This is a genomic window from Inquilinus sp. 2KB_23 (assembly GCF_052115705.1).
Lineage (GTDB): Bacteria > Pseudomonadota > Alphaproteobacteria > DSM-16000 > Inquilinaceae > Inquilinus > Inquilinus ginsengisoli_A.
The window spans coordinates 36,233-62,023 of sequence record NZ_JBFRHF010000001.1; the positions used below are offsets into that span (position 1 = coordinate 36,233).

At 68.8% G+C, this 25,791-nt stretch carries 23 protein-coding genes; 11 read left to right on the forward strand and 12 right to left on the reverse strand.

The window, feature by feature from the left end:
- Positions 1-74 precede the first annotated feature (74 nt).
- Positions 75-971, forward strand: a complete 897-nt coding sequence (locus AB4112_RS00165; RefSeq protein ID WP_441716483.1) for a DMT family transporter — start codon at positions 75-77, stop codon at positions 969-971.
- Here AB4112_RS00165 and AB4112_RS00170 read toward each other — a convergent pair.
- The 5 genes from AB4112_RS00170 to AB4112_RS00190 all read right to left on the reverse strand — a co-directional run bounded on the left by AB4112_RS00170 (position 968) and on the right by AB4112_RS00190 (position 5,607).
- Positions 968-1,888, reverse strand: coding sequence for a LysR family transcriptional regulator (locus AB4112_RS00170; RefSeq protein ID WP_441716485.1), 921 nt, complete (start codon positions 1,886-1,888; stop codon positions 968-970). The two genes, AB4112_RS00165 and AB4112_RS00170, sit on opposite strands and share 4 nt — an antisense overlap.
- A gap of 250 nt (positions 1,889-2,138) precedes the next feature.
- Positions 2,139-3,116, reverse strand: a complete 978-nt coding sequence (gene corA, locus AB4112_RS00175; RefSeq protein WP_309797688.1) for a magnesium/cobalt transporter CorA — start codon at positions 3,114-3,116, stop codon at positions 2,139-2,141.
- Positions 3,117-3,404: 288 nt separating this feature from the next.
- Positions 3,405-3,908, reverse strand: a complete 504-nt coding sequence (locus tag AB4112_RS00180) for a universal stress protein (RefSeq protein WP_309797686.1) — start codon at positions 3,906-3,908, stop codon at positions 3,405-3,407.
- Between the two features lie 25 nt (positions 3,909-3,933).
- Positions 3,934-4,683, reverse strand: a complete 750-nt coding sequence (locus AB4112_RS00185; protein WP_441716488.1) for a TIGR02186 family protein — start codon at positions 4,681-4,683, stop codon at positions 3,934-3,936.
- Between the two features lie 3 nt (positions 4,684-4,686).
- Complete coding sequence (locus AB4112_RS00190; protein ID WP_309797682.1) at positions 4,687-5,607, reverse strand: sulfite exporter TauE/SafE family protein; 921 nt, start codon at positions 5,605-5,607, stop codon at positions 4,687-4,689.
- A 239-nt stretch (positions 5,608-5,846) separates the two neighbouring features.
- Here AB4112_RS00190 and AB4112_RS00195 point away from each other — a divergent pair, with 239 nt between their 5' ends.
- Positions 5,847-7,019 (forward strand): efflux RND transporter periplasmic adaptor subunit, encoded by a 1,173-nt coding sequence (locus tag AB4112_RS00195; protein WP_441716490.1) that lies wholly within the window; start codon positions 5,847-5,849, stop codon positions 7,017-7,019.
- 25 nt (positions 7,020-7,044) lie between these two features.
- Positions 7,045-10,170, forward strand: a complete 3,126-nt coding sequence (locus AB4112_RS00200) for an efflux RND transporter permease subunit (protein ID WP_309797678.1) — start codon at positions 7,045-7,047, stop codon at positions 10,168-10,170.
- Between the two features lie 49 nt (positions 10,171-10,219).
- On the opposite strand, the gene AB4112_RS00205 is transcribed toward AB4112_RS00200, so the two are convergent.
- From AB4112_RS00205 to AB4112_RS00220, 4 genes are all read right to left on the reverse strand, one after another.
- The gene (locus AB4112_RS00205) at positions 10,220-10,573 is read right to left on the reverse strand and encodes a hypothetical protein (protein WP_441716492.1); all 354 of its coding nucleotides are present in this window, start codon (positions 10,571-10,573) and stop codon (positions 10,220-10,222) included.
- Between the two features lie 27 nt (positions 10,574-10,600).
- On the reverse strand, positions 10,601-10,885 hold the full coding sequence (locus AB4112_RS00210) for a hypothetical protein (RefSeq protein ID WP_441716494.1): 285 nt from the start codon (positions 10,883-10,885) through the stop codon (positions 10,601-10,603).
- A gap of 62 nt (positions 10,886-10,947) precedes the next feature.
- Positions 10,948-11,517 carry a precorrin-2 dehydrogenase/sirohydrochlorin ferrochelatase family protein gene (locus tag AB4112_RS00215; protein ID WP_441716496.1) on the reverse strand — a complete coding sequence of 190 codons (570 nt, stop codon included), beginning with the start codon at positions 11,515-11,517 and terminating at the stop codon, positions 10,948-10,950.
- Positions 11,517-13,235, reverse strand: a complete 1,719-nt coding sequence (locus AB4112_RS00220) for an NADPH-dependent assimilatory sulfite reductase hemoprotein subunit (RefSeq protein ID WP_441716498.1) — start codon at positions 13,233-13,235, stop codon at positions 11,517-11,519. The genes AB4112_RS00215 and AB4112_RS00220 overlap by 1 nt, the downstream gene beginning before the upstream one ends.
- Positions 13,236-13,358: 123 nt before the next feature.
- Between AB4112_RS00220 and AB4112_RS00225 the strand changes: the two genes are divergently transcribed.
- Genes AB4112_RS00225 through cysC form a run of 3 tightly spaced genes read left to right on the forward strand, consistent with a single transcriptional unit; the run spans position 13,359 to position 16,795 of the window.
- Complete coding sequence (locus AB4112_RS00225) at positions 13,359-14,084, forward strand: phosphoadenylyl-sulfate reductase (protein ID WP_309797669.1); 726 nt, start codon at positions 13,359-13,361, stop codon at positions 14,082-14,084.
- Positions 14,085-14,100: 16 nt separating this feature from the next.
- A complete protein-coding gene (gene cysD, locus AB4112_RS00230) occupies positions 14,101-14,895 on the forward strand; it encodes a sulfate adenylyltransferase subunit CysD (RefSeq protein ID WP_309797667.1) in 795 nt (264 codons plus the stop codon).
- Between the two features lies 1 nt (position 14,896).
- The gene (cysC, locus tag AB4112_RS00235) at positions 14,897-16,795 is read left to right on the forward strand and encodes an adenylyl-sulfate kinase (protein ID WP_441716501.1); all 1,899 of its coding nucleotides are present in this window, start codon (positions 14,897-14,899) and stop codon (positions 16,793-16,795) included.
- Between the two features lie 227 nt (positions 16,796-17,022).
- Here the strand turns inward: cysC and AB4112_RS00240 are convergent, their stop codons facing one another.
- The 3 genes from AB4112_RS00240 to murJ all read right to left on the reverse strand — a co-directional run bounded on the left by AB4112_RS00240 (position 17,023) and on the right by murJ (position 19,879).
- Positions 17,023-17,283: a TfoX/Sxy family protein gene (locus tag AB4112_RS00240; RefSeq protein WP_309797662.1), complete on the reverse strand. Its 261-nt coding sequence runs from the start codon at positions 17,281-17,283 to the stop codon at positions 17,023-17,025.
- The gene (gene trpS / locus AB4112_RS00245; RefSeq protein WP_441716503.1) at positions 17,280-18,281 is read right to left on the reverse strand and encodes a tryptophan--tRNA ligase; all 1,002 of its coding nucleotides are present in this window, start codon (positions 18,279-18,281) and stop codon (positions 17,280-17,282) included. The genes AB4112_RS00240 and trpS overlap by 4 nt, the downstream gene beginning before the upstream one ends.
- A gap of 62 nt (positions 18,282-18,343) precedes the next feature.
- A complete protein-coding gene (gene murJ, locus AB4112_RS00250) occupies positions 18,344-19,879 on the reverse strand; it encodes a murein biosynthesis integral membrane protein MurJ (protein ID WP_441716505.1) in 1,536 nt (511 codons plus the stop codon).
- A 184-nt stretch (positions 19,880-20,063) separates the two neighbouring features.
- Between murJ and AB4112_RS00255 the strand changes: the two genes are divergently transcribed.
- From AB4112_RS00255 to AB4112_RS00275, 5 genes are all read left to right on the forward strand, one after another.
- Positions 20,064-20,495, forward strand: coding sequence for a 2'-5' RNA ligase family protein (locus AB4112_RS00255; protein ID WP_441716507.1), 432 nt, complete (start codon positions 20,064-20,066; stop codon positions 20,493-20,495).
- 381 nt (positions 20,496-20,876) lie between these two features.
- The gene (chvE, locus tag AB4112_RS00260; RefSeq protein WP_309797656.1) at positions 20,877-21,932 is read left to right on the forward strand and encodes a multiple monosaccharide ABC transporter substrate-binding protein; all 1,056 of its coding nucleotides are present in this window, start codon (positions 20,877-20,879) and stop codon (positions 21,930-21,932) included.
- Positions 21,933-22,037: 105 nt separating this feature from the next.
- Positions 22,038-23,591 carry a multiple monosaccharide ABC transporter ATP-binding protein gene (gene mmsA, locus AB4112_RS00265; protein ID WP_441716509.1) on the forward strand — a complete coding sequence of 518 codons (1,554 nt, stop codon included), beginning with the start codon at positions 22,038-22,040 and terminating at the stop codon, positions 23,589-23,591.
- Between the two features lie 11 nt (positions 23,592-23,602).
- The gene (gene mmsB / locus AB4112_RS00270) at positions 23,603-24,823 is read left to right on the forward strand and encodes a multiple monosaccharide ABC transporter permease (RefSeq protein WP_309797654.1); all 1,221 of its coding nucleotides are present in this window, start codon (positions 23,603-23,605) and stop codon (positions 24,821-24,823) included.
- A 144-nt stretch (positions 24,824-24,967) separates the two neighbouring features.
- Positions 24,968-25,789, forward strand: coding sequence for a hypothetical protein (locus AB4112_RS00275; protein ID WP_309797652.1), 822 nt, complete (start codon positions 24,968-24,970; stop codon positions 25,787-25,789).
- Positions 25,790-25,791: the final 2 nt, after the last annotated feature.

Genomic DNA, 25,791 nt, shown 5'->3' on the forward strand with positions numbered 1-25,791 from the left:
GGATCAGTACAGTTCATCAGAATTGTACCTTACCATGTCTGGTGCATCCTGTGCGAGGCGGCCAGGGTGCCGGCATGAAAACGGCAATCGCGACCATGAACGTCCCGTCCAGCGACGCCGCGGCGGGCTGGATCAACGGCCTGCTCGGCGTCCTGATCTTCAGCGGCTCGCTGCCCGCGACCCGGCTGGCGGTGTTCGACCTCGACCCGCTGTTCCTGACCGTGGCGCGCGCGGCGATCGCCGGCCTGCTCGCGGCGGCGCTGCTGCTGGCGCTGCGGCCGCGGCGGCCGGACCGGTCGGACATCGGGCCCCTGGTCGTGACCGCGCTCGGCGTCGTGGTCGGCTTCCCGCTGCTGACCGCCATCGCGCTGCGCTACGTCACCTCTGCCCACGCCATCGTCTTTGTCGGGCTGCTGCCGATCGCGACGGCGGTGTTCGGCGTGCTGCGCGGCGGCGAACGGCCGCGGCCGGCCTTCTGGGCGTTCTCGATCCTCGGCGCGCTGATCGTCGGCGCCTATGCCCTGCGCCAGGGGGGCGACGCCTCGGCGTTGGGCGACGGGCTGATGCTGGCGGCCATCCTGGCCTGCGGCCTGGGCTATGCCGAAGGCGCCCGGCTGTCGCGTCGTCTCGGCGGCTGGCAGGTGATCTCCTGGGCGCTGCTGATCTCGTTGCCGCTGTCGCTGCCGGCGACGCTGCTGACCCTGCCGGGGGACTGGGGCGCCATCGGCTGGCCGGCCTGGGCGGCGCTCGGCTACGTCTCGCTGTTCAGCATGCTGATCGGCTTCATCTTCTGGTATCGCGGCCTGGCGCTGGGCGGGATCGCCGCGGTCGGCCAGCTGCAGCTGCTGCAGCCCTTCTTCGGCTTTGCGCTCGCCGCAGCGCTGTTGCATGAGCCGGTGGGCTGGTCCCTGGTCGGCTGCGCCGCCGCCGTCGTGCTCTGCGTCGCCGGGGCCAAGCGTTTCGCCCGTTAGGCCGGGTCTTCGCTGCGCAGCGCCGTGGCCATGCGTCGGACATGCTCGATGAAGCGCCGGGTGGCGCCCAGCGGCTCGACGTCGCGGCGGGCCAGGTGCAGCGGCGCGGTCAAGGCCGGGCGGTCGGCCAGACGCAGGGTGGCGATGCCGCCGGTGTCCAGCCGGCACATCGAGGCCGGCACGATCGACACGCCCAGCCCGGCCTCGACCAGGCTCAGCGTCGACACCATCCGCGGCGCCTCCTGCGCGATGCGCGGGCTGAACCCGGCGGCGCGGCAGGCGGCGATGATCGAATCGTAGAGGCCGGGCCCGCTCGGGCGGCGGTACAGCACGAACGGGATCTCGGCCAGGGCGGACAGCGGGATGACGCCAGGTCCCGACGCCAGGGGGTGGCCGGCCGGCACCGCCACCTGCATCTCCTCGTCCAGCAGCGGCTCGACCACGAGATCGGCGGCCTCGCCGACCGGGGAGCGGATGAAGGCCGCGTCCAGCCGCTCCGCCCGCAGCGACTCGACCAGCTCGCCGGTGCTGCTCTCCTCCAGCGCCAGCGCGACCTGCGGTGCCGCCTCGCGGAAGCCGCGGATGGCGGCGGAGACGAAGGGGTGGAAGGCGGCCGAACTGGTGAAGCCGATGGCGATCCGCCCCTCCTGGCCCAGCGCCACCCGGCGCGCGGTCTCCAGCGCACGGTCGAGATGGGCCAGGATGGCGCGCGCCTCGGCCAGCAGGGCCAGGCCGGCCTCGGTCGGCTGCATGCCGCGGGGCAGGCGGCGGAACAGGGTGACGCCGAGCTCCTGCTCCATCGCCTTGATCTGCTGGCTCAGCGGCGGCTGCTGGATGCCCAGCCGCTCCGCCGCGCGGGTCAGGTGGCCCTCCTCGGCCACGGCGATGAAGTAGCGGAGATGACGCAACTCGATCATCGGCATATCCGTGGAATATGGGGCGGCGAACCGCAATACGCCCACTGTTATGCCGACGCGGTCCGGTTGGCCACGGTTGCGATCGATACGGTCGCCAGCTCGGCCGCGAGACCGTTCGAGAATGCGCTGGTGTGAGTCGGCTGGTGGTGGTGTCGAGAACCGGCGCGCAGCGGACGTTTGGGTCCGTGAGCACCGGAAGCGCAGAAACCGCCATCAGACGGCCGCACCAGTAGCATTGTCGAATGGGCTCCTACAGCCAGCCCTTCCGCTTGAACCAGAAGTAGGGCAGCACTGCGGACAGGATCATCAGCGCGATCGCCCAGGGATAGCCCAACAGCCATTGCAGCTCCGGCATGTTGGTGAAGTTCATGCCGTAGATGCTGGCGACCAGGGTCGGGGGCAGGAACACCACCGCTGCCACCGAGAAGATCTTGATAATCGCGTTCTGCTCGATGTTGATCATCCCCATCGAGGCGTCGAGCAGGAAGGTGATGTTGTTGCCGAGATAGGTGGCGTGGTCGGTCAGCGACAGCACGTCCCGGCTCAGGCTCTTCAGATGGATGCGGAACGCCTTGTCCTTGGTGGCGTCGCCGACCGCCAGGAAGCTCAGCAGCCGGGCCAGGCTGACCAGACTCTCGCGCACCTTCGACACCAGGTTCTGGCTGCGGCCGATCAGCTTCAGATTGGCCTCCAGCTCCTCGTTGGTGGTGCGCTTGTGCACGGCCTCATGCACCTTGAAGATGCGCTGCGACAGGGCGTCGACCTCGGTCGCCACCCGCTCCAGGATGTCGGCGGTGCGGTCGACGATCGCCTCCAAGAGGCCGATCAGCGTCGCCGAGCCCGAAGGGCACAGCATCGGCTGGCGCTCGGCATGGGCGATGAAGCCGGCGAAGGATTTCGGCTCGGCATAGCGGATGGTGACGAGAGTCTGGCCCTTCAGAACGAAGGTGATCGGGGCGGTGCCCGGCGCATCGGTCTCGGTGGCGAACAGGACGCTGGCGGTCATGAACATCGCGCCGTCTTCCTGGTACAGCCGGCTCGACGCCTCGATCTCCTGCATCTCCTCGCGGGTCGGCAGCAGCAGGCCCAGATGCTGCTCGGAGAAGTGCTCTTCCTCGGGCGTCGGGTTGAACAGGTCGATCCAGACCGCATCCGGCGGGAAGGGGGCGCCGGCCGACGGGTCGATCGTCGCGAAATGGGCGTTGGAAAGCGTATAGGCACGCAGCATCGCGGTGCTTCCTCTGCGGGCCGGCGCACCGTGCCGGGCCGGAGGCCCGCGCTGCCCTAGCGGGTCACCCCGGCCGGTCCGATGCCCGGCCGTCCGTCATGTCTCGGGGCGATCCGGGTCGATCGCCCGTCCGGTTCGATGGCACCCCTGGCGGGGCGACTGTCAGGGTCGTCCATGTCTCGATTCGTCGATGGCGGCATCGGGCCCGTTGCGGCACCCGTTGCCCGTCTTGGCTCGGATGCCACTGCGGGCCGGCGGCGTCAAGCGCCGGCAGGCCGCAGAGGGTGTTCAGGTCAGGGCGTCGATCGCGTCGGTGGACAGGTTGCCCGGCACGATGGTCAGCGGCACCCGCAGCTTGGCCATGCCCCGGCTGCTGGTCAGGTACTGGATCAGCGGGCCCGGTCCGGCGGAGGAGACGGTGTCGGCGCCCAGCACCAGCACCGAGATCGAGGGCTCCTCCGCGATCAGGGCGATCAGCTCGTCGCGCGGCGCGCCCTCGCGGATGTGCAGGATCGGGATGGTGCCGGTCAGCTGGTTGACCTCGCGCGCCACCCGCTGCAGCCGCTGCTCGGCGTCGTTGCGGGCCTCCTCGCGCAGCACGTCCTCGATCGCGCCCCAATGCTGGATTTCGCTGGGGCTCAGGACATGCAGCAGGGCGACCCGGCCGGCGGTGTGCTGCGCCCGCCGGCAGGCGTAGCGCAGGGCCGCCCGCCATTCCTCCGAATTGTCGACGACCACGAGGAAGATGCGCGGCATCTCCTTCTGCGGGGTCTCTGGGGCGTTGTCGGTCATGGCACCCTCTGGGTTGGAAAGACGATCAGGCGCGGCGGAAGACGACGCTCGCCAGCCAGCCGGCGGCGACGGCGACGAGAATGGCGGCCAGCCCGTACAGGGCCGATTCGCGGTGGGCGAAATCATAGATCTCGGCACCCAGCCCGACCTTGCCGACGATCAGCGGCGTGGTCTGGGCGTCGACCACCTGGCCGTTCCGGAACAGATAGGCCTCGACCTGGTACTGCCCGGTCGGGACGTTGGCCGGGAAGTCGATGCGGGTCCGGAACAGCCGGCCGCTGAGGAAGCTGACCTGGCCGGTCTCGGTGACATAGAGGCTGCGGCGCTGCAGGCCGCGGATCAGCGCGCCGCGATAGGCGGCGACGGTTTCGGGGCTGGCGTCGTTGGCGTCGGCCGTCGCCAGCTGCAGATGGTTCAGCCCGATGCCGATGCGGTCCAGCACGCTGGCCGGCGCCAGCTCCTCCAGCGGCTTGCTCGACGCCACGGCGTAGAAGCCGGGCACGCCGTTGAAGCTCATGCTGGCCTGGTTGATCCAGATGCCGGCGACGCGGTCCTTCTCGCGCACCGTCGCCCGGTCGACCGGGCCGCGCACCACCACCGCCACCTCGCCGTTGCCTTCGGTGGCGCCGAACAGCAGGACGCGGGTGCCGGTGAAGCCGGTGTTGATGGCGATGACATGGTCGGACAGGTCGGCGACCAGGTCCTGGGCGCGGCTCTCGCGGGGCAGGAAGGCCGCGGTCCACAGGAGGGCGGCGAGCAGCAGCAGGCGGGCCAAGACTCAGCCCCCCCGGCGCATGGCGATGGTGAACAGGTCGGGCGGCGTCCCCATCAGGTCGAAGGCGACCTTGACGCAGATGATCAGCACCAGCGTCGCCAGCAGGGCGCGGGCCTGGTCGCCACGCAGCCGGCCGCTGGCATGGGTGCCGAACTGTGCGCCGATCACCCCGCCGGCCAGCAGCAGCAGGGCCAGCAGCACGTCCACGGTCTGGTTCTGGAAGGCCTGCAGGAAGCAGACCAGGGCGGTGGTGAAGATGATCTGGAACAGCGAGGTGCCGGCGACCAGCGAGGCCGGCATGCCGAGCAGGTAGATCATCGCCGGCACCAGAATGAAGCCGCCGCCGATGCCCATGATCGCGGTCAGGAATCCGCCCAGCGCGCCGATCGCCAGCGGCGCCAACGCGCTGATGTACAGCCGCGACTTCGGGAACCGGGTCTTGAACGGCAGGCCGTGGAACCAGCCGTGCTTGTGCAGCTTGCGCCGCTGCCCCGGGGTGCGGCGGTAGCGCAGCATCGAGCGCACGCTTTCGAGCAGCATCAGCGCGCCGACCGATCCCAGGAAGATCAGGTAGAACAGGTTGATGGCGAGGTCGATCTGGCCGAGCGCCTTGAGGATGCCGAACAGCCAGACGCCGAGCACGCTGCCGACGGTGCTGCCGGCCAGCAGCACCAGCCCCATCTTGACGTCGACATTGCCGCGCCGCCAATGCGCCAGCATGCCGGACACGCTGGCCGCGACCAGCTGGTTGGCCTGGGTGCCGACGGCGACCGCGGGCGGGATGCCGATGAAGATCAGCAGCGGCGTCATCAGGAATCCGCCGCCGACGCCGAACAGGCCGGACAGGAAACCGACCAGCCCGCCCATGCCGAGAATCAGCAGGGCGTTCACCGACACCTCGGCGATCGGCAGATAGACTTGCATCGGGGCGGGTCCGTCCTGTCTCCGTCCGGCACCTTAATCGGTGCGGCGGCGGATGCGAAGGCTAATGGCAGCGAAAACAAACGGATGCAGCGGCGGCAGGGCTGGTCGGTTACCCATGCCGTTCATGCATGTATGTTTCGAATTATGTCATCTGTAACAGTCTGGTGTATGTTGCGCTGCCTTTCGATTCTTGCTCGGCCCCGATAAGACGGATCGGCTGCCAGGGAACAGGTCTCCACATGATCCTCCGTTTCTTCCTGGTCGGGGTGGCCCTCGTCCTCGTCGTCGGTGCGCTTGTCGGTATGAATGTCATGCGTGAGAAGGGCACGGCCGACTTCTTCGCCAACATGCAGATGCCGCCGGTCACCATCTCCGCGGCCAAGGTCGAGGCGAAGACCTGGACCGACTATCTCGAGGGCATCGGCACGGTGGCGGCGATCGAGGGCATCGAGGTCGCCTCGGAAGTGCCGGGCATGGTCAAGTCGATCGACTTCAAGGCCAACGACACGGTCAGCGCCAGCCAGCGGCTGGTGCAGCTCGACGACACGGTCGACCAGACCGATGCGCGGCTGTACCAGGCGTCGATCGACCTGGCCAAGCAGACGCTGGCCCGGGTGTCGACGCTGCGCTCGCGCGGCAATGCCCCGCAGGCCGATCTCGACAATGCCAATGCCGACCTGCTGAAGACCCAGGCGCAGCTGTCGCGCGCCCAGGCGATGATCGAGAAGAAGGCCGTGGCGGCGCCCTTCGCGGGCATGGTCGGCATCCGCAAGATCGATGTCGGCCGCTACGTTGCCGCCGGCGACCCGCTGGTGACGCTGCAGCGCCTCGACCAGGTCTATGCCGACTTCACCCTGCCGGAACAGGCGATCAGCCGCGTCAGCCAGGGCCAGAAGGTCGAGGTGCGGGCCGACGCCTTCCCGAACGAGGTGTTCCGCGGCGAGGTCAGCGGCATCGAGCCGGTGATCGATTCGGCCAGCCGGATGGTCAAGGTGCGGGCGACCATCGACAATCCCGGCCTCAAGCTGCGCCCCGGCTTCTTCGCCAATGTCCGGCTGATCCTGCCGGAACGGCCGGACGTGGTCACGGTGCCGCAGACCGCCATCACCTACAGCCTCTATGGCGACACGGTCTTCGTGATCCGGGAGAAGAAGGCCGAGGCCGGACAGCCGGCGCAGCCCGAGCCGCAGGCGGCGGCCGGCGGCGCCCACGCGCCGGCCGGGCCGGCGCTGGTGGTCGAGCAGGTGTTCGTCCGCGTCGGCCAGCGCCAGGGCAACATCGCCGAGATCCTGGAGGGGCTGAAGGCCGGCGACCAGGTCGTCACCTCCGGCCAGCTCAAGCTGCAGAACGGCTTCCCGGTGGTGGTCGACAACTCGGTCGATCCCACCCGTCCGCCGCAGGCCGGCTCCTAAGCCCGGCCGGGAAGGGGGGAACGCCATGAACTTCACCTCGATCTTCATCCGCCGGCCGGTGCTGGCGTCGGTGATCAGCCTTCTCATCCTCCTGCTCGGCCTGCAGGGGCTGTCCACCTTGCCGGTGCGCCAGTTCCCGAAGACGGAAGAGACGGTGATTTCCGTCACCACCTCCTATCCTGGCGCCAATGCCGACCTGATGCAGGGGTTCATCACCACCCCGATCGCCCAGGCCGTGGCCAGCACCGAGGGCCTGGACTACGTCACCTCCTCATCCGTCCAGGGCCTCAGCACCGTGTCGGTGCATATGAAGCTGAACGCCAACCCCGATGCGGCGCTGACCGAGGTCCTGACCAAGGTGCAGCAGGTCCGCAACGACCTGCCGACCGAATCGAAGGATCCGGTGGTGGTGAAGGGCACCGGCAACGACGTCGCCATCCAGTATCTCTCCTTCAACAGCGATCGGATGTCGCCGGAGGAGGTGACCGAATACATCACCCGCGTGGTCCAGCCGCAGCTGGCGACAACCGAAGGCGTGGCCGAGGCGAAGATCCTCGGCGCCAAGAGCTTCGCCATGCGGGTGTGGGTCGACCCGCTCCGCCTCGCCGCGCGCCAGGTCACGGCGGCCGATGTGGTGACCGCGATCAGGTCCAACAACTTCCTGTCGGCCCCGGGCCGCACCGAAGGCGAGCTGGTCACCTTCGCGATCCGCACCGACACCACCTTGCGCACCGCCGAGGCGTTCGGCGATCTGGTCGTGCGGTCGTCCGGCGACAACATCATCCGCCTGAAGGATGTGGCGAAGGTCGAGCTGGGCAGCGAAAGCTACGACGCCCGCGTCACCTTCGACGGCAAGGAGGCGATCTTCGTCGCCATCAACCCGACGCCGGCGGCGAACCCGCTGGTGACGGCGGAGAATGTGCGCGGCACGATGGAGACCATCCTCCGCCAGATGCCGGAGGGCATGAGCGGCCAGATCGTCTACGACGCGACCAAGTTCATCGAGGAATCGATCTACGAGGTCGGCAAGACCATTCCCGAGGCGGTGGCGATCGTCGTGGTCGTCATCCTGCTGTTCCTCGGATCGTTCCGGGCGGTGATCATCCCGGTCGTCACCATCCCGTTGTCGCTGATCGGCGTGCTGTTCTGCCTCTACGTGCTGGGCTATTCGATCAACACCCTGACGCTGCTGGCCATGGTGCTGGCGATCGGCCTGGTGGTCGACGACGCCATCGTCGTGGTCGAGAACATCCACCGCCACATCGAGGAGGGGCTGACGCCCAGGCAGGCGGCGCTGCAGGGCGCGGGGGAGATCGCCGGGCCGGTGGTGTCGATGACCATCACCCTGGCCGCGGTCTATGCCCCGATCGGTTTCGCCACCGGCCTGACCGGGGCGCTGTTCCGCGAATTCGCCTTCACCCTGGCCGGCGCGGTGATCATCTCGGGCATCGTCGCGCTGACCCTGTCGCCGATGATGACCAGCAAGCTGCTGAAGCCGCACGGCCAGGGGGCCGGCCGGTTCCAGCGTGTGGTGGACCGCTTCTTCACCGGGCTGCAGGGCTGGTATCAGCGGCGGCTGCACCATTCGCTGAACTACCGCCCGGTCACCGTCTTCATGGGCGTGGTCCTGCTCGGGGCCACGGCCTTCCTCTTCCTCAAGACGCCCAGCGAGCTGGCACCGAAGGAAGACCAGGGCTTCATGTTCATGATCATGAACGGCCCGCGCTACGCCAATCTCGAATACATGAACCGGTTCAGCGACAAGCTGATCCAGGATCTCAACGGCATTCCCGACAAGGACAAGATCTTCCTGGTCTCGGGCTTCGACGGGTTGTCCTCGGCCTTCGGCGGCATGGTGTTCAAGCCCTGGAGCGAACGGACGACCACGGCCGCGGCCCAGGAAGCGGCGGTCCAGGCCGCCCTGTCCGCCATCGCCGGGGTGGAAGGCTTCGCCGCCACGCCGCCGGCCCTGCCGGGGTCGGGCGGCGGCCCGCCGATCCAGTTCGTCATCAAGTCCCCCGGCTCTCCCGAACAGGTCTATGCCCTGGCCGAGCAGGTGGCGAACGAGGCCCGCAAGAGCGGCATGTTCATCTTCGCCAGCGCCACCCTGTCCTTCGACCGGCCGGAGCTGTCGGTCGAGATCGACCGCAACAAGGCGGCGGCGCTGGGCATCGCCATGGCCGACATCGGCACCACGCTGAACGTGATGCTGGGCGGCAACGACATCGCCCGCTTCGACCGCGACAACCGCAGCTACAAGGTGATCCCGCAGGTCGCCCAGGCGGACCGCCTGAACCCGGAGGAGCTGGACAAGTACTTCGTGCGGTCCAGCGGCGGCGATCTGGTGCCGCTGTCGTCCCTGGTCAAGCTGAAGACCCAGGCCACGGCCAATGCCTTCTCCCAGTTCAACCAGCTGAACAGCTCGACCATCCAGGCGGTGCCGATCCCGAACGTGGTGACGCTGGGCCAGGCGCTGGACTTCCTGAAGGACACGGCCAACCGTGTCCTGCCGCGCGGCGTCTCCTACGACTACGAGGGGGATTCGCGGCAATACGTGACGGAAGGCAACACCATCATGATCGCCTTCCTGTTCGCGGTGATCGTGATCTTCCTGGTGCTGGCGGCGCAGTTCGAGAGCTTCCGCGACCCGCTGATCGTGATGATGTCGGTGCCGCTGTCGATCTTCGGCGCGCTGGCGGTGCTGAATGTCGGCGGGATCCTGCACGGGATGCAGCTCGCCGACCTGCCCGGGGCCAGCCTGAACATCTACACCCAGATCGGGCTGATCACCCTGGTCGGGCTGATCACGAAGCACGGCATCCTGATGGTGGAGTTCGCCAACAAGCTGCAGGAGGAGCAGGGGCTGTCGCGGCGCGACGCGATCGAGCAGGCGGCGGCGATCCGCCTGCGGCCGATCCTGATGACCACGGCGGCGATGGTGCTGGGCGTGGTGCCGCTGCTCTACGCCAGCGGCGCCGGCGCCGCGGCGCGCTTCTCGATCGGCCTGGTGATCGCGTCGGGCATGTCGATCGGCACGCTGTTCACCCTGTTCGTGGTGCCGATGGTCTACACCTTCCTGGCGCGCGACCATCACCGCGTGGTCGAGGACGACGCGCCGCCGGCGCATCCGACCCCGACCCCGGCGGAATAGCCGGCCGCCCGGCACAAGGGCCCGTCCCACCGGATGGGCCCTTCCTGGTTCAGGCGCGGCCGTCGATCTCGGCCAGGAAGCGGTCCAGGAACTCGCGCAGCACCGCGGTGCGCTCCGCCGCGATCCGGCGGCCGGCCGCGGTCAGCATGCCGTCGGCGAGGCCCAGCAGCTTGGTGCGGAAATGGTCGATGGCGAAGCGGCGGTCGTCCAGCGGCCGGTGTGCCGCAGCCGGATCCTCGGCATCGTACAGGGCGTGGCCCAGCCGCCCCGACACCGCGAAGGCGCGGGCGATGCCGACGGCGCCGATCGCATCCAGCCGGTCGGCGTCGCGCAGGATCCGCGCCTCCGCCGTCCGTGGCGCGATGCAGGCGGAAAAGCTGTGGGCTTCGATCGCATGGCTCACGCCGGCGATCAGGCCCTCGTCCCAGCCTCAGCTGCGCAGCAGGTCGGCGGCGGCCACGGCCGACAGGCGTGACGCCTCCGCCCGGCGCGGGTCGTTCTTCTCGATCGCGACCAGGTCGTGCAGCCAGCAGGCGGCGGCCAGCACCAGGGGATCGCCGGCTTCGGCCTCGTCCGCCGCGATGGCGCGGGCATTGGCCCGGACGCGGCGCAGATGTGTGAGGTCGTGCGACCCGTCGCCGGCGGGCACGGCCGCGGTGGCCACCGCCTCGAGGCGGGCTTCGGCGTCCGCAAGGTCGATCGTGGGGCTGGTCATCATCGGTCCGGCGGTGGAAACCGGCCGGACGATAGAGGTCGAATCGCGGGTGGAGAAGCGGGTCAGGTCCCGGGGCGGCCCAGCCAGCCTTCGCGGTCGATCACCACATCCACCGCGCGGGCGATCTCGGCCGGGCCGCGTCCCTGCGCCCGCAGTTCGGTGCGCAGCAGGCCCAGCCGGGCGAGGCGGGCGCCCCAGTCGCGATGGATCAGCCGCTCGGCGGCGCGGCGCAGCCGGCCGGCCAGCCGCGGGCTGTGGCCGCCGGTCGAGATCGCCACCACCAGGTCGCCGCGGCGCACGATCGCCGGCAGATGGAAGTCGCACAGCGCCGTGCGGTCCTCGACATTGACCAAGAGGCCGAGCTGGCGGGCGAGGAAGGCGAGGTCGGCGGCGCGGGCCTCGTCGAGATCGGCCACCAGCAGCAGGCGCTGGACGCCGAGATCGGCGGCGGTCGGCAGCCGGCGGTGCAGGCGCTTGCCGGCGGCCAGGACCAGGTCCGGCGACGGGGCGTCCGAGAACACCGTCACCGTGAAGCCGCCCTCGTCGAGCTGGGCCAAGCGATGCACCGTCTTGTCGCCGATGCCGACCAGGGCGACCGGCACCGCCTCGGGGCACAGGGTGATCGGCAGCATCAGAGCGCCTTTCCGCCCGGCAGCAGGGTGGCCAGCCGCTCCAGCCCCTGGCGGTGGCAGTAGTCGCCGAAGCCTTCGCCCGGCAGCCGCTCCTTGGCGAAGGCGCCGAACAGCGGGTCCAGCGTGTCGGCGATCGACGCCTCCGGCACCTTCTCGGTCAGCTTGGCGTTCAGCCGGGTGCCTTCGAAATCGCCGCCCACGAACAGGGCGAAGGTGCCCGGCGTGCGGCCGACCAGGCCGATGTCGCCGGCATAGGGGCGGGCGCAGCCATTCGGGCAGCCGGTGATGCGGATGCTGATCCGCTCGTCGATCAGCCCATGCTTGCGCAGCGCCACCTCGACCGAATCGATCAGCGGCTCGCGGATGCGCTCGGCCTCGGACAGGGCCAGGCCGCAGGTCGGCAGGGCCGGGCAGGCCAGGGCCCAGCGCCGCACCGCCGTCAGCTCCTCGGCGAAGACCACGCCGTGGCTGCGCAGATGCGCCTCGATCTCGTCGCGCTCATTGGCGGCGATGTCGGCGATCAGGATGTCCTGCTGCGGCGTCAGCACCGCCGGCTTGGCCCAATTCTCGAACAGGGTGCGCAGCGCGGTGCGCAGGCGGATCTGCGGTCCGTCCTGGATGCGGCCGCTGGCGATCGGCAGGCCCAGCCAGAAGCGGCCGTCGCCCTGCTCGTGCCAGCCGAGATGGTCGGGCACCTGGAATGGGGCGTGCGGCAGCGGGTCGGCCAGCACCCGGCGGAACTGGCGCTCCAGTTCCGCCCGGGTCCAGTCCAGCCCCATGTCGTCCAGCACGTATTTCAGCCGGGCGCGCTTGCGGTCGGCGCGGTTGCCGTGGTCGCGGTACAGCCGGATCACCGCCTCGGCGCCCTGCAGCAGCTCGCCGGGGCCGACCGAGGCGATCGGCGAGCCCATGCGGGCGTAGGTGCCGGGCTTGGTGTGGGTCAGGCCATGGCCGCCGCCGAGATTGAGGTTGTAGCCCTGCAACTGGTCGCCCTCGAACACGGCGAGGACGCCGAGGTCGTGGGTCAGGATGTCGACCGTGTTGTCCTCGGGCGCGGCCAGGCCGATCTTGAACTTCCGGGGCAGGTAGGTGGTGCCGTACAGCGGCTCCGCCACCGGCACATCCGGCGTCAGGTTCTCTTCGTCCAGGAAGATCTCGTAATAGGCGCGGCTTTTCGGCAGCAGGCGCTGCGACAGGAACCGCGCGTCGGCCTCCAGCCGGCCATGCACCGCATCGCGGATCGGCGCCGGGGTGGTCATGACGTTGCGCACCACGTCGCCGCAGGCCGACATGGTGGTCAGCAGCGAATGGTTGATGTCGGCGATGGTGGGCTTCAGATTTCCCTTCAGCACGCCGTGGAATTGGATGCCCTGGCGCGTGGTAATCCGCACCGTTCCGTTGGCATATCTGTCGGCGATGGCGTCGAGGGCGAGGTACTGGTCCGCTGTGATCCGCCCGCCCGGAATGCGGGCGCGGATCATGAACTGGTATTCCTTCTCCAGCCCCTGCTTCTTCAGAGCGGTCGCGGTGTCACGATCGTACTGCTCGTAACTGCCGTGGAATTTCAGCAGGTTATAGCTCGCTTCCGTGACCGATGTGCCGGGTGCGGTCAGGTCGGCGGCGATGTCGCCGCGCAGGAATCGGCTCTGTTCCTTCACGCCTTCTACAGCGGAAAGCTTCGGCGGGGCCGCGGGGGCGGCGGGAAGATCGGCGGACATGAGGCGGCGTTCTTATCCACAAATTGAGTGTTGACATTAGCTTCGAGATTCACACACAGTCAATCAGCAAATAGGCTCTATTTTACAGGAAAGTACGGGCAATTTGCTGAGTATGAGTACCCGATGCCTGCCGCCGCCGCATCCTCGCCGCTCGATCCGGAGCTGATCGCCGCCCAGTTCGATGGGCTGGACGGGCGCGTCCTGATCGAAAAAGCGCTGGCAGAACCACGGCTTGGTCGTATCGCCCTGGTCTCGTCCTTCGGCACGGAAGCGGCGGTGCTGCTGGCCCTGCTGGCCGAGGTGGCGCCGGCCACGCCGGTGATCTTCCTCGACACCCTGCGACACTTTGGCGAGACCCTGCGCTACCGCGACAAGCTGGTGGCGCATCTCGGGTTGACCGATGTGCGCTCGGTCAAACCCGACTCGGCGGAGATCGCCCGCCGCGACCCCGACCTGCTGCTGTTCCAGCGCGACCCGGATGCCTGCTGCGGCCTGCGCAAGGTCGAACCCCTGGCGCGGGCGCTGACCGGCTTCGGCGGCTGGATCACCGGGCGCAAGCGCTTCCAGGCCGCCACCCGCGCGGTGCTGCCGGCGGTCGAATGGGCGCCGGACGAGGGCCGGTTCAAGATCAACCCGCTGGCCAGCTGGGCGCCCGACCGGGTGGCGGCGGAATTCGACGCCCGCGGCCTGCCGCACCATCCCCTGGAGGCCGACGGCTTCCCCTCGATCGGCTGCATGCCCTGTACCGAGCGGGTGGCGCCTGGCGCCGACCCGCGCTCCGGCCGCTGGTCTGGCCAGGCCAAGACCGAATGCGGCATCCATCGCCCCGCCGATCCTGTCTCTCTTTGAGCGATACCCCGTAAAAATGAATCATCTCGACGAACTGGAAGCGGAGAGCATCACGATTCTCCGCGAAGCCTTCGCCCGTATCGATCGTCTCGGCCTGCTGTGGTCCATCGGCAAGGATTCGACCCTCATCCTGTGGCTGCTGCGCAAGGCGTTCTTCGGCCATATCCCGTTCCCGCTGGTCCAGCTCGAGACCCATATGGAGCTGCCGGAGGTCTATGAGTTCCGCGACCGGCTGGTGCGCGAGTGGAATCTGCCGCTGATCATCGAGGACTGCCCGCCGGAAGCGGCGATGGACCCGACGCTGGCGGCCGGCGCCCGGGCGGCGGCGCGCAAGACCGAGGGGCTGAAGTCGGTGATCCACCGCGAGGGCTTCGAGGGCATCATCGTCGGCATCCGCCGGGACGAGCAGGGGACGCGGGCGAAGGAACGGGTGTTCAGCCCGCGCAGCTTCGAGGGCGGCTGGGACGTGACCGACCAGCCGGCGGAATTCTGGGGCCAGTACAAGACCCGGTTCGAACCCGGCACCCATGTCCGCATCCACCCGATCCTGAAATGGACCGAGATCGACGTCTGGCGCTACACCCAGCGCGAAGGCATCCCGATCGTGCCGCTGTACCTGGCCAAGGACGGGCTGCGCTACCGCTCGCTGGGCGAGAAGAACATCACCCTGCCGGTCGAAAGCGACGCGGACACCATCGACGCGATCATCGCCGAGCTGGAGACCACCAAGGTCTCCGAACGCTCCGGCCGGATCATCGACAACGAAACCGAGGACGGCTTCGAACGCCTCCGCAGCGCGGGGTACATGTGACATGGAAGGCATCGTCGCCCTGCATCCGGCGCTCGCCGCCGCCCGCACCCTGCGCGTCGTCATCGCCGGCCATGTCGACCACGGCAAGTCGACCCTGATCGGCCGGCTGCTGCACGACACCGGCACCCTCGGCCCCGAGCGCGTCACCGCCGTCGAGGCGATGAGCAAGAAGCGCGGCATGCCGTTCGAGTGGTCGTTCCTGATCGACGCGCTGCAGTCGGAGCGCGACCAGGGCATCACCATCGACACGGCCGAGGTGCAGTTCCGCACTCCGCGCCGGCGCTATGTGCTGATCGATGCGCCGGGCCATGCCGAATTCCTCAAGAACATGGTCTCCGGCGCCGCCGGGGCCGATGCCGCCCTGCTGTTGGTCGATGCCCGCGAGGGCACGCTGGAGCAGTCGCGCCGCCACGCCCTGATCCTCGGCCTGCTCGGCATCACCCAGGTGGTGGTGGCGATCAACAAGATGGACCTGGTCGAATACGACCAGGCCCGCTACCAGGCGGTGACCGACGAGATCTCGGCCTATCTCAACAGCGTCGGTATCACCCCCTGGGTGGTGGTGCCGCTCGCCGCCCGCCATGGCGAGAACATCGTCACCCGGTCGGCGCTGATGCCCTGGTACGAGGGGCCGTCGCTGGTCGAGGCGCTGGACGGGCTGGAAGCCGCCCCAGCGCCGACCGACCGGCCGCTGCGCCTGCCGGTGCAGGACGTCTACAAATTCGACGACCGCCGCATCGTCGCCGGCCGGATCGAGAGCGGCACGCTCAAGGTCGGCCAGACCCTGCGCTTCGCCCCTTCGGGCAAGGTGGCGCGCATCGCCACGATCGAGAACTGGCCGGCTGCAGCGGACCAGACCATCGCCAAGGCCGGGGAGGCGGTCGGGCTGACGCTGGACCCGCCGATCTTCGTCGAACGCGGCCAGATCGCGACCCTGGCCGAGGCGGCGCCGCCGACCGCGACCCGGATCAAGCTGCGGCTGTTCTGGCTGGCGCGCGAACCGCTGCGCCCCGGCGCCCGGCTGACGCTGCGCCTGGCCACCGCCGAGCACACGGTGACGGTGGAGCGGATCGACCATGTGGTCGAGGTCCACACGCTGGAGACCCGGACGGCGGAGCTGGTGCGGCGCAACGAGACGGCGGAGATCGAGGTGGTCGGCCGCACCGCGATGGCCTTCGACCGCCATGCCGACCTGCCGGGCACCGGCCGCGGCGTGCTGATCGACGGCTATGACGTGGTCGGCGGCGTCACCATCCTCGACGCCACGGTCGACAGCCGCCTGCTGTTCCCGACCGAACGGCGGGTCGATGCCCAGGCCCGGCGCCTGGCCAACGGCCATTCCGGCGGCGTGGTCTGGCTGACCGGCCTCTCCGGCTCCGGCAAGTCGACGCTGGCGACGGCGCTGGAGCTGCGGCTGTTCGCCCGCGGCTGGCAGACCACGGTGCTGGACGGCGATTCGCTGCGCACCGGCCTCGGCCGCGACCTCGGCTTCTCCACCGAGGACCGGGCCGAGAATGTGCGCCGCGCGGCCGAGGTGGCCCGGCTGTTCGCCGAGGCCGGGCTGATCGCCATCGTGGCGCTGATCTCGCCGGAGCGCTGGCACCGGGCGCTGGCGGGCGACGTGGTCGGCGACGGCTTCCGCGAGATCTTCGTCAAGGCCGACCTGGCGATCTGCGAGCAGCGCGACCCCAAGGGGCTCTACGCCAAGGCCCGCCGCGGCGAGATCCAGAGCTTCACCGGCGTGTCCGCGCCGTATGAGGCACCGGAAACGCCGGACCTCGCCATCGACACCGGCACGATGCCGATCGATGCGGCGATCGACCTCTTGGAATCCTTCACCATCACCAGCTTCGCCGGCTCGGCCAAGCGGGTGGCGGAAGGCGTCGATCCGTCGATCTAGCGCCTGCACTCTCCGTTCCTGTCATGCCACGGCTTGCCCCGGATCAAGTCCGAGGGGTGCATCCAGGGGCGGCCGGAGCGGTCCTTGGTGGCCCCTGGATTGCCGGGTCAAGCCCGGCAATGACAATGGAAGATGAGGCGTAGGTTGGGTTCGCATCGCGAACCCAACACTTTTCCGTTCGACCGATGTTGGGTTCGCCGAGGCGAACCCAACCTACGCGGTTTGCCTCACTCCACCCCGGCGTCCCGGCGCAGTTCGGCGCGCAGCTCCTGGGTCAGCGAGGCCCAGTGCTGGTTGGTCAGGGCGCCATGCAGGGCGTACAGCGCATTGACCGTGATCTTCTCCGGCTGCCACGCCTTCAGCCGCTGCCAGGCCGTGATCGGGCCCAGCGCGCGCAGCTCCGCCTCGGTGCTGATGCCGACCTCGGCCAGCCAGTCGGCGGTCTTGGGGCCGAGATTCGGCAAGGTGGAGATCGGGCGCTCCCTCATGGCCGCAACAGCCCCATGATGTCCTGCACCTCGGCCAGCACCGGCGCCGCCAGCGCTGTCGCCTTTTCGCCGCCCTGGCGCAGCACGCCGTCGACATGGCCGGGGTCGGCCATCAGCCGGCGCATCTCGCCGCCGATCGGGGCCAGCACCGCGACCGCGATGTCGGTCAGCGCACCCTTGAAGGTCGAGAACGGCGTGCCGCCGAATTCGGCCAGGACCGCCGCCACATCCTTGCCGGCCAGCGCGCCGTAGATGTTGACCAGGTTCTCGGCCTCGGGCCGCGTCGCCAGGCCCTCCGCCTCGGTCGGCAGCGGCTCCGGGTCGGTCTTGGCCTTGCGGAACTTCAGGGCGATGGTGTCGGCGTCGTCGGTCATGTTGATGCGGCTGTAGTCGGACGGGTCCGACTTGCTCATCTTCTTCGACCCGTCGCGCAGGCTCATCACCCGCGTCGCCGATCCCAGGATCTGCGGCTCCGGCAACGGGAAGAAGTCGACGCCGTAGCGCTGGTTGAACGACTGGGCGATGTCGCGGGTCAGTTCCAGATGCTGCTTCTGGTCCTCGCCCACCGGCACATGGGTGCCCTTGTACAGCAGGATGTCGGCCGCCATCAGCACGGGATAGGCCAGCAGGCCGTGCATCGCCGTGTCCTGCTGCTTGCCGGCCTTGTCCTTGAACTGGGTCATCCGGCGCAGCCAGCCCAGCGGGGTGACGCAGGAGAACAGCCAGGCCAGCTCGCTGTGCCCCGGCACCTGGCTCTGCGCGAACAGGATGCTGCGCGCCGGGTCGATGCCGACCGCCAGCAGCGTCGCTGCCAGCTCGCGGATATGAGCCCGCAGTTCGACCGGATCCTGCGGCTGGGTCAGGGCGTGCAGGTCGACGACGCAGTAGATCGTCTCGAACTCGTCCCCCTGTAGCGCCACCCAGTTCCGCACGGCGCCCAGGTAGTTGCCGAGGTGCATGTTGTGGGTGGGCTGGATGCCCGAGAAGATGCGTTTCATGTCCGCCGATGCCGACAGGGGTTGGGGAAGGCTGGGTATATCGCCGGGCCGCAGCGGTCGGGTCAACCCGCCAGATGCGCGCGGCGGCGGAACCGGGCCAGTTCGCCGCGGTCGACCGCCCCCAGCAGCAGGCACAGGGCGGTGTAGAGGACCACGCCGCCGCCGATCAGCGTGGCCAGCGCGCCGCCGCCGACGGCGCCCAGCGCCTGCCGGCCCAGCAGCAGGCCGGCGGCCATGCCCAGCGCCGCCAGCACGATCCTCCAGCCCCGCCGCCGCAGTCCGGAATCGAGCGGCAGGGCGTCGCGGCGGTGCAGCGACCAGGCCAGCAGCCCGGCATTGACCCAGGCGGCGATGCCGGTCGCCAGGGCGATGCCGACATGGCCCAGCGGCCGCATCAGGACCACGGCGCCGGCGACGGCCAGCAGGGTGGCGGCCGCGCCGGTGCGCATCGGCGTCGTCGTGTCGGCGCGGGCGAAGCACAGGGTCGAGAACACCCGGATCAGGATGTAGGCCGGGATGCCCAGCGCGTAGGCGGCCAGGGCGCCGGACACCGCCACGGTCTGCGCCGGGCCGAAGGCGCCGCGCTCGAACAGGGTGTGGATGATCGGCCCGGCCAGGGCGATCAGCCCGGCGGCGGAGGGCAGGCCCAGCAGCAGCGCGTACTCGATCGCCCGGCTCTGCGTCGCCGTCACATCCTGCGGCCGGTCCTCGACCAGGAGGCGGGTGAGGGTGGGCAGCAGGGCGGTGCCGAGCGCGATGCCGACGATGCCGAGCGGCAGCTGGGTCAGGCGGTCGGCGTAGTATAGGGCGCTGACCGCGCCGGCCGGCAGGAAGCTGGCGATCAGCGTGTTCAGGAACATCTGGATCTGGGTGATGCCGGCCCCGACCGCGCCCGGCCCCATCAGCACCAGCAGGCGCTTCAGCCGCGGCCCGATGCGTGGCGGCATCAGCCGGATCGACACGCCGTGCCGGCGGCAGGCCAGGGCCAGCCAGGCCACCTGGACGATGCCCGACAGGGTGACCCCGACCACCAGCGCCCGGCCGGGCGACCCCGCGATATGGGTGCCGAACAGCAGCGCCGCGATCAGCACCAGGTTGAACAGGATCGGCGCCGCGGCGAAGGGCGCCAGCCTCTCCTGCGCGTTCAGCACGCCGCCCAGCAGGGCCGACACCGACATCAGCAGCAGGTAGGGGAAGGCGAGGCGGGCATAGTCCAGCGCCAGGACCTGGCGCGCCGGGTCGGCGACGAAGCCGGGCGCGATCACCGCCAGGATGCCGGGCATGGCCAAGAGGGCCAAGACGGTCAGCGGGATCAGCACCGCCAGCATCACCGCCAGCGTCTCGCCGGCGAAATCCAGCGCCGCCCGGCGGCCGTTCTCGCCGCGCTCGGCGGCGTATTGCGGCACGAAGGTGACCATGAAGGCGCCGTCGCTGAACAGCCGGCGGGCCAGGTTCGGCAGCTTGACCGCGATGACGAAGGCGTCGGCCATCGGCCCCGCGCCCAGGAGGGACGCGGTCAGGATATCGCGGGCGAATCCGGCAATCCGGCTGACGGCCGTCAATCCCCCGACCGTCGCCATGCCGCGCAGCAGGGACATGGGGCGGAGCTTTAGCCGGGTTTTGCGGCGGCGGGAAGGTGTGGCTAGTGTTTCGAAGCAGCTTGGGTGAAGCGATGGGCGGGGCATCAGTCAAGATCGCGGTGGTCGGCTATCCCGCCTGGTCGGATGCGGATCGCGACCGGGTCGAGGGCATTCGCCGGCGTCATGACCGGCCAAGGCTGCGATGATCGCGGCCCATGTCACTTTCGTGTTCCCGACCGGCCTGCTGAACGAGGATGCGGTTCTGGCTCATCTGCACGATCGGCTGCGCGGCGATGCGCCGATCGAATTCACCCTGTCGGCGGCGGAACCGGCCGTGGACGACGCGATGGGCGAGCACCTGGTCTTCCTGCTGCCCGGCCACGGCCGCGTCGCGCTCACGGCGCTGCACGACCGACTCTACACCGGCGCGCTGGCCCCGGCCCTGCGCCCTGACTTGCCCTATTGCCCACACATCACGGTGGCCCGGTTTGCCGATGCGGCCGGCGCGGCCGCGCTGGCGAATGACATCCGGAGGGACGGGCTCTCCATCGCCGGGCGGATCGAGGCGGTGACGGTGCTGCGCTGCACGGCCGACAGCATCCGCCCGGTGGCGACGCTTCCTTTCACCGGGTGACGCGGGCGCCGCTTGACAGCATCCCGGCGCCGAAGGAAAGTGGCGGCCTATTTGTATGAGGATTGATGGCGCGGCCGAACCGCGCCCGAGCCAGGGAGGACGACATGCATTCCAGATCAATCACGGGGCGCCGACCTTGACCCTTCGGCCGCGACCGGCCCGGCCATCGCGCCAGGACGGCTGCCGGGCGTCGCGACGGCCTTGTCTTGCCGGGGCCGCGGGCGCCACACTCCACCCAAGCGCATGAAAGCGAATGGTTCGGCTTAGATGACCGGGGGCGGTGCCCCTGGACCATCCACGTCGAAACCGGCCACCGGAACCGTACCATTTCGGTCCCTCCGGCGGCTCAACACAAAATCGAGGGAGAGACATTTGAGCACGATGAAATCCGCAATCGCGGCGCTGGCGGTGGGGCTGTTCGCCCTCGCCTCCCAGGCACAGGCGGCCGACAAGGGCCTCGTCGGCGTCTCCATGCCGAACAAGGTTTCGGCGCGCTGGATCGCCGACGGCGACAACATGGTCAAGTCGCTGCAGGCCAAGGGCTACAGCGCCGACCTGCAATATGCGGGCGACGACATCCCGACCCAGCTGTCCCAGATCGAGAACATGGTCACCAAGGGCGCCAAGGTGCTGGTGATCGCGTCGATCGACGGCACCACGCTGACCTCGGTGCTGCAGCAGGCGCATGATGCCGGGATCAAGGTCATCGCCTATGACCGCCTGATCCGCGACACGCCGAATGTCGACTACTACACCACCTTCGACAACTTCCAGGTCGGTGTGCTGCAGGCGGGTTCGCTGGTCGACGCGCTCGGCCTGAAGGACGGCAAGGGCCCGTTCAATGTCGAGCTGTTCGGCGGCTCGCCGGACGACAACAACGCCTTCTTCTTCTACAACGGCGCGATGTCGGTGCTGCAGCCCTACATCGACAGCAAGAAGGTGGTGGTGCCCAGCGGCCAGATGGGCATGGACAAGGTCGGCATCTTGCGCTGGGACCCGAACACTGCCCAGGCCCGCATGGACAACCTGCTGTCGGCCTATTACGGCGACAAGAAGGTGGACGCGGTGCTGTCGCCCTATGACGGCCTGTCGATGGGCATCATCGCCTCGCTGAAGGCGGTCGGCTACGGCTCGGGCGACCGGCCGCTGCCCTTCGTCTCCGGCCAGGACGCCGAGGTCCCGTCGGTCAAGTCGATCCTTGCCGGCGACCAGTACTCGACCGTGTTCAAGGACACGCGCGACCTCGCCAAGGTGACGGTGGACATGATCGACGCCGTGATGTCGGGCGCCGAGCCGAAGGTCAACGACACCAAGACCTACAACAACGGGGTCAAGGTGGTGCCGTCCTACCTGCTGATTCCGGTGCCGGTGACCAAGGCCAACGTCCAGAAGACCCTGGTCGACAGCGGCTACTACACCGCCGCCCAACTGAAGTAATCTGACAATGCCCCCAGGGCCCCGCGCCTCCGGGCGCGGGGCCCTGCCGTTGCATCTGCCGCGCCCAAGCGGCAGGTCGGCGCCCGTGGCGAGCGGAGCCTTGAGGTGGATACGATTAATCCTACGGTCGATACGATCCTGGAGATGCGCGGCATCACCAAGACGTTCCCGGGCGTGAAAGCGCTCAGTGACGTCAATCTCGCGGTCAGGCGCGGCGAGATCCATGCCGTGGTCGGCGAGAACGGCGCCGGCAAGTCGACGCTGATGAAGGTCCTGTCCGGCGTCTATCCGCACGGCACCTATGAAGGCGGAATCCATTTCGAGGGGCGGGAACGACAGTTCCGCTCGATCGCGGACAGCGAGCACGCCGGCATCATCATCATCCATCAGGAGCTGGCGCTGGTGCCGCTCCTGTCGATCGCCGAGAACCTGTTCCTCGGCAACGAGGTGGCGACCCGGGGCGTCATCGACTGGAACGAGACGCTGGTCCGGGCGCGGGCGCTGCTCGGCAAGGTCGGGCTGAAGGAGAACCCGGCGACGCTGGTCACCAATATCGGCATCGGCAAGCAGCAGCTGGTCGAGATCGCCAAGGCCCTGTCGAAGGAGGTGAAGCTCCTGATCCTCGACGAGCCGACCGCCAGCCTGAACGAGAGCGACAGCGACGCGCTCCTGGAGCTGCTGCTGGAGTTCAAGCGCCAGGGCATCTCCTCGATCCTGATCTCGCACAAGCTGAACGAGATCACCAAGGTCGCGGATTCGATCACCATCCTGCGCGACGGCTCGACCATCGAGACGCTGGACGCGCGCGGCGGCGTGGTCAACGAGGACCGCATCATCAAGGGCATGGTCGGCCGCGACCTGACCGACCGCTATCCCGGGCGCGAGCCGGAGCCGGGCGAGACCCTGCTCGCGGTGAAGGGCTGGAGCGTCTACCACCCGCTGCATGGCGACCGGCAGATGATCAAGGGCATCGACCTGCATGTCCGGGCCGGCGAGGTGGTGGGCATCGCCGGGCTGATGGGGGCGGGGCGGACCGAATTCGCCATGAGCGTCTTCGGCAAGTCCTACGGCCAGAAGATCACCGGCACCGCCACCATGCGCGGCCAGCCGGCCGACCTCGGCACCGTGCCCAAGGCGATCGCCGCCGGCCTCGCCTACGTCACCGAGGACCGCAAGCAGCTGGGCCTGGTGCTGGGCGATTCGATCCAGCACAACATCCCGCTGGCCCGCCTTCCCGGCGTGGCCCGCCGCGGCATCATCGACGAGATGCGTGAGCTCGGCGTCGCCTTCGACTACCGGCGCAAGCTCAACATCCGCTCCTCCGGCGTGCAGCAGCGGACGGTCAACCTGTCCGGCGGCAACCAGCAGAAGGTGGTGTTGAGCAAGTGGCTGTTCGCGGGGCCCGAGGTGCTGATCCTCGACGAGCCGACCCGCGGCATCGATGTCGGCGCCAAATACGAGATCTACACCATCATCAACCAGCTGGTCGCGGCCGGGAAGGGCGTGATCATGATCTCGTCGGAGATGCCCGAACTGCTGGGCATGTGCGACCGGATCTACGTCATGAACGAGGGCCGCCTTGTCGCCGAGATGCCGGCGAAGGAAGCCTCTCAGGAAAACATCATGCGGGCGATCATGCGCTCGAGAGAACGGGCCTAGGGACCAAGGCGATGACCACCGAAACCACTGCCCTGCAGACTCGGGTGAACACCCGGATCGGCGAGTTCCTGAAGAACAACATCCGCGAATACGCGATGCTGCTGTCGCTGGTCGCGATCATGGTCTTCTTCCAGTTCGCGACCGACGGTCGGCTGTTCACCCCCCTGAACCTGAGCAACCTGATCCAGCAGAACGCCTACGTCATCGTGCTGGCCTTCGGCATGCTGCTGGTCATCGTCAGCGGCCATATCGATCTGTCGGTCGGTTCGATCGCGGGCTTCGTCGGCGCGGTCGGCGGCGCGCTCATGGTGTGGGAGGGCGTCGACCCCTGGCTCTCCGCCATCGCCTGCCTGGTGCTGGGCGCGGTGATCGGGGCCGCCCAAGGCTATTTCGTCGCCTACCGCAAGATCCCGTCCTTCATCGTCACCCTAGCGGGGATGCTGGCCTTCCGCGGCCTCTGCATCATGGTGCTGAACGGCGAGCGCGCCGGGCCGGTGCCGGTCGAGTTCCAGAAGATGTCCTCGGGCTTCATCGCCGAGCCGTTCGGCTCGGTGCCGGAGCTGTTCACCGGCAACGGCAAGGTCTGGATCACCACGCTCTTGATCAGCCTGGCCGTGCCGCTGATCCTGGTCTGGTTCAACATCAAGAACCGGCGCAACGAGATCCAGCACGGCGTCGAGCAGGAGCCCCTGCTGTTCTTCGTCATCAAGAACGTGGCGACGCTGGTGGCCCTGGCCGGGCTCGGCTACCTGCTGGCGACCTACAACGGCCTGCCCAACATCCTGATCCTGATGGGCGTTCTGGTGGTGCTCTACGCCTTCGTCACCACCCGCACCACGCTCGGCCGCCGCATCTACGCGGTGGGCGGCAACGAGAAGGCGGCCAAGCTGTCCGGCATCAACACCGAACGGCTGGTGTTCCTGACCTTCGTCAACATGGGGGTGCTGGCGGCGCTGGCCGGGCTGATCACCACGGCGCGCCTGACCTCGGCGGTGCCGCAGGCCGGCAACCAGTTCGAGCTCGACGCCATCGCCGCCTGCTTCATCGGCGGCGCCTCGGCTTCGGGCGGCGTGGGCAAGATCACCGGTGTGGTGATCGGTGCCTTCATCATGGGCGTGATGAACAACGGCATGTCGATCCTCGGCCTCGGCATCGACCTGCAGATGGTGATCAAGGGCCTGGTGCTGCTCGCCGCCGTGGCCTTCGACGTCTACAACAAGAACAAGGGCTGATCCCCGCGTCGGCGAAGCCGATCGCGAGGTCGGCGAAGTCGGTCGCCAGCGTCGGGGCGGGAACAAAATCCTCTTCAGTCGCTTTCTGCGGGCGGGCGGTATCGACCCGCCCGCCCACAGAAATCACTGACGACGAGTTCCCGCATGCAGACCCTGTCCGCCTTCCCGACCCGGCCGCTGCGGGTGAACGCGCCCAAGCCGAAGACGGTGCGTCGCGTGATCATGCTCGTCTTCGTCGAGGTGATCCTGCTGGGAATGCTTGCCGCCCTGTTCGTGTGGATGGCGCCGCCGCTGCTGAACGATGCGCGGATCCGCCAGAATCCGGCAATCGCGCAGGACGGTGAGGTTGCGGACGGCAGCTGCCAGACAAGACTGGCCATCACCTTCTGCGATGCCACCCTGACCGCGCCCGGCCCGGACGGCACCGCCTTCCGCTCCGACGTCTCCTACTTCTTCCTCGACATCCATTCCGGCGACTACGACACCGAGGTGGTGCAGAGCGCCGACGACCCGCATCTGCTGACCACGACCCTGGGGCTCGACTATTTCTGGGACCGGGTCCTCTGCTTCGCGGCGGCCGTGGTGCTGCTGGTCGTCGGCGTCATCGGGATGGTCCGCGCCTCGATCGGCCAGCATCGCGGCGAGCGGCAGGCCCTGGCGCTGGACGGCCAGAAGCTGACCCCAGTGGCGGTGACCATCCGGACCCGCCAGAAGGTCCGGAAATCCATCGCCTGGCGGTTCAGCTATCCGTCCGCCGGCCGTGAGGCCAAGGCGAATGTGATGACCGCCAAGGACTTCCTGCCGTTCACGCTCGACGCCAAGGGCAAGCGCGCGCTCGCCGTGACCGGCGCGGCGGGCGGCGTTCCGTTCCTGCTCGATGCCGGGCTGACCCGGATCGAGCTGACCGAGGCGGAGCGGGCGGGGCTGCTCGAAGCGCAGCAGCGGGATCAGGCGGCGGCCGCCTGACC

Excerpts from the sequence above, each read along its gene's own strand:
- AB4112_RS00165 (WP_441716483.1), top strand. The coding sequence starts at position 75 with ATGAAAACGGCAATCGCGACCATGAACGTCCCGTCCAGCGACGCCGCG.
- AB4112_RS00170 (WP_441716485.1), bottom strand. The coding sequence starts at position 1,888 with ATGATCGAGTTGCGTCATCTCCGCTACTTCATCGCCGTGGCCGAGGAG.
- corA (WP_309797688.1), bottom strand. The coding sequence starts at position 3,116 with ATGCTGCGTGCCTATACGCTTTCCAACGCCCATTTCGCGACGATCGAC.
- AB4112_RS00180 (WP_309797686.1), bottom strand. The coding sequence starts at position 3,908 with ATGACCGACAACGCCCCAGAGACCCCGCAGAAGGAGATGCCGCGCATC.
- AB4112_RS00190 (WP_309797682.1), bottom strand. The coding sequence starts at position 5,607 with ATGCAAGTCTATCTGCCGATCGCCGAGGTGTCGGTGAACGCCCTGCTG.
- AB4112_RS00195 (WP_441716490.1), top strand. The coding sequence starts at position 5,847 with ATGATCCTCCGTTTCTTCCTGGTCGGGGTGGCCCTCGTCCTCGTCGTC.
- AB4112_RS00200 (WP_309797678.1), top strand. The coding sequence starts at position 7,045 with ATGAACTTCACCTCGATCTTCATCCGCCGGCCGGTGCTGGCGTCGGTG.
- AB4112_RS00210 (WP_441716494.1), bottom strand. The coding sequence starts at position 10,885 with ATGACCAGCCCCACGATCGACCTTGCGGACGCCGAAGCCCGCCTCGAG.
- AB4112_RS00215 (WP_441716496.1), bottom strand. The coding sequence starts at position 11,517 with ATGCTGCCGATCACCCTGTGCCCCGAGGCGGTGCCGGTCGCCCTGGTC.
- AB4112_RS00220 (WP_441716498.1), bottom strand. The coding sequence starts at position 13,235 with ATGTCCGCCGATCTTCCCGCCGCCCCCGCGGCCCCGCCGAAGCTTTCC.
- AB4112_RS00225 (WP_309797669.1), top strand. The coding sequence starts at position 13,359 with ATGCCTGCCGCCGCCGCATCCTCGCCGCTCGATCCGGAGCTGATCGCC.
- cysD (WP_309797667.1), top strand. The coding sequence starts at position 14,101 with ATGAATCATCTCGACGAACTGGAAGCGGAGAGCATCACGATTCTCCGC.
- cysC (WP_441716501.1), top strand. The coding sequence starts at position 14,897 with ATGGAAGGCATCGTCGCCCTGCATCCGGCGCTCGCCGCCGCCCGCACC.
- AB4112_RS00240 (WP_309797662.1), bottom strand. The coding sequence starts at position 17,283 with ATGAGGGAGCGCCCGATCTCCACCTTGCCGAATCTCGGCCCCAAGACC.
- trpS (WP_441716503.1), bottom strand. The coding sequence starts at position 18,281 with ATGAAACGCATCTTCTCGGGCATCCAGCCCACCCACAACATGCACCTC.
- murJ (WP_441716505.1), bottom strand. The coding sequence starts at position 19,879 with ATGTCCCTGCTGCGCGGCATGGCGACGGTCGGGGGATTGACGGCCGTC.
- AB4112_RS00255 (WP_441716507.1), top strand. The coding sequence starts at position 20,064 with ATGATCGCGGCCCATGTCACTTTCGTGTTCCCGACCGGCCTGCTGAAC.
- chvE (WP_309797656.1), top strand. The coding sequence starts at position 20,877 with ATGAAATCCGCAATCGCGGCGCTGGCGGTGGGGCTGTTCGCCCTCGCC.
- mmsB (WP_309797654.1), top strand. The coding sequence starts at position 23,603 with ATGACCACCGAAACCACTGCCCTGCAGACTCGGGTGAACACCCGGATC.
- AB4112_RS00275 (WP_309797652.1), top strand. The coding sequence starts at position 24,968 with ATGCAGACCCTGTCCGCCTTCCCGACCCGGCCGCTGCGGGTGAACGCG.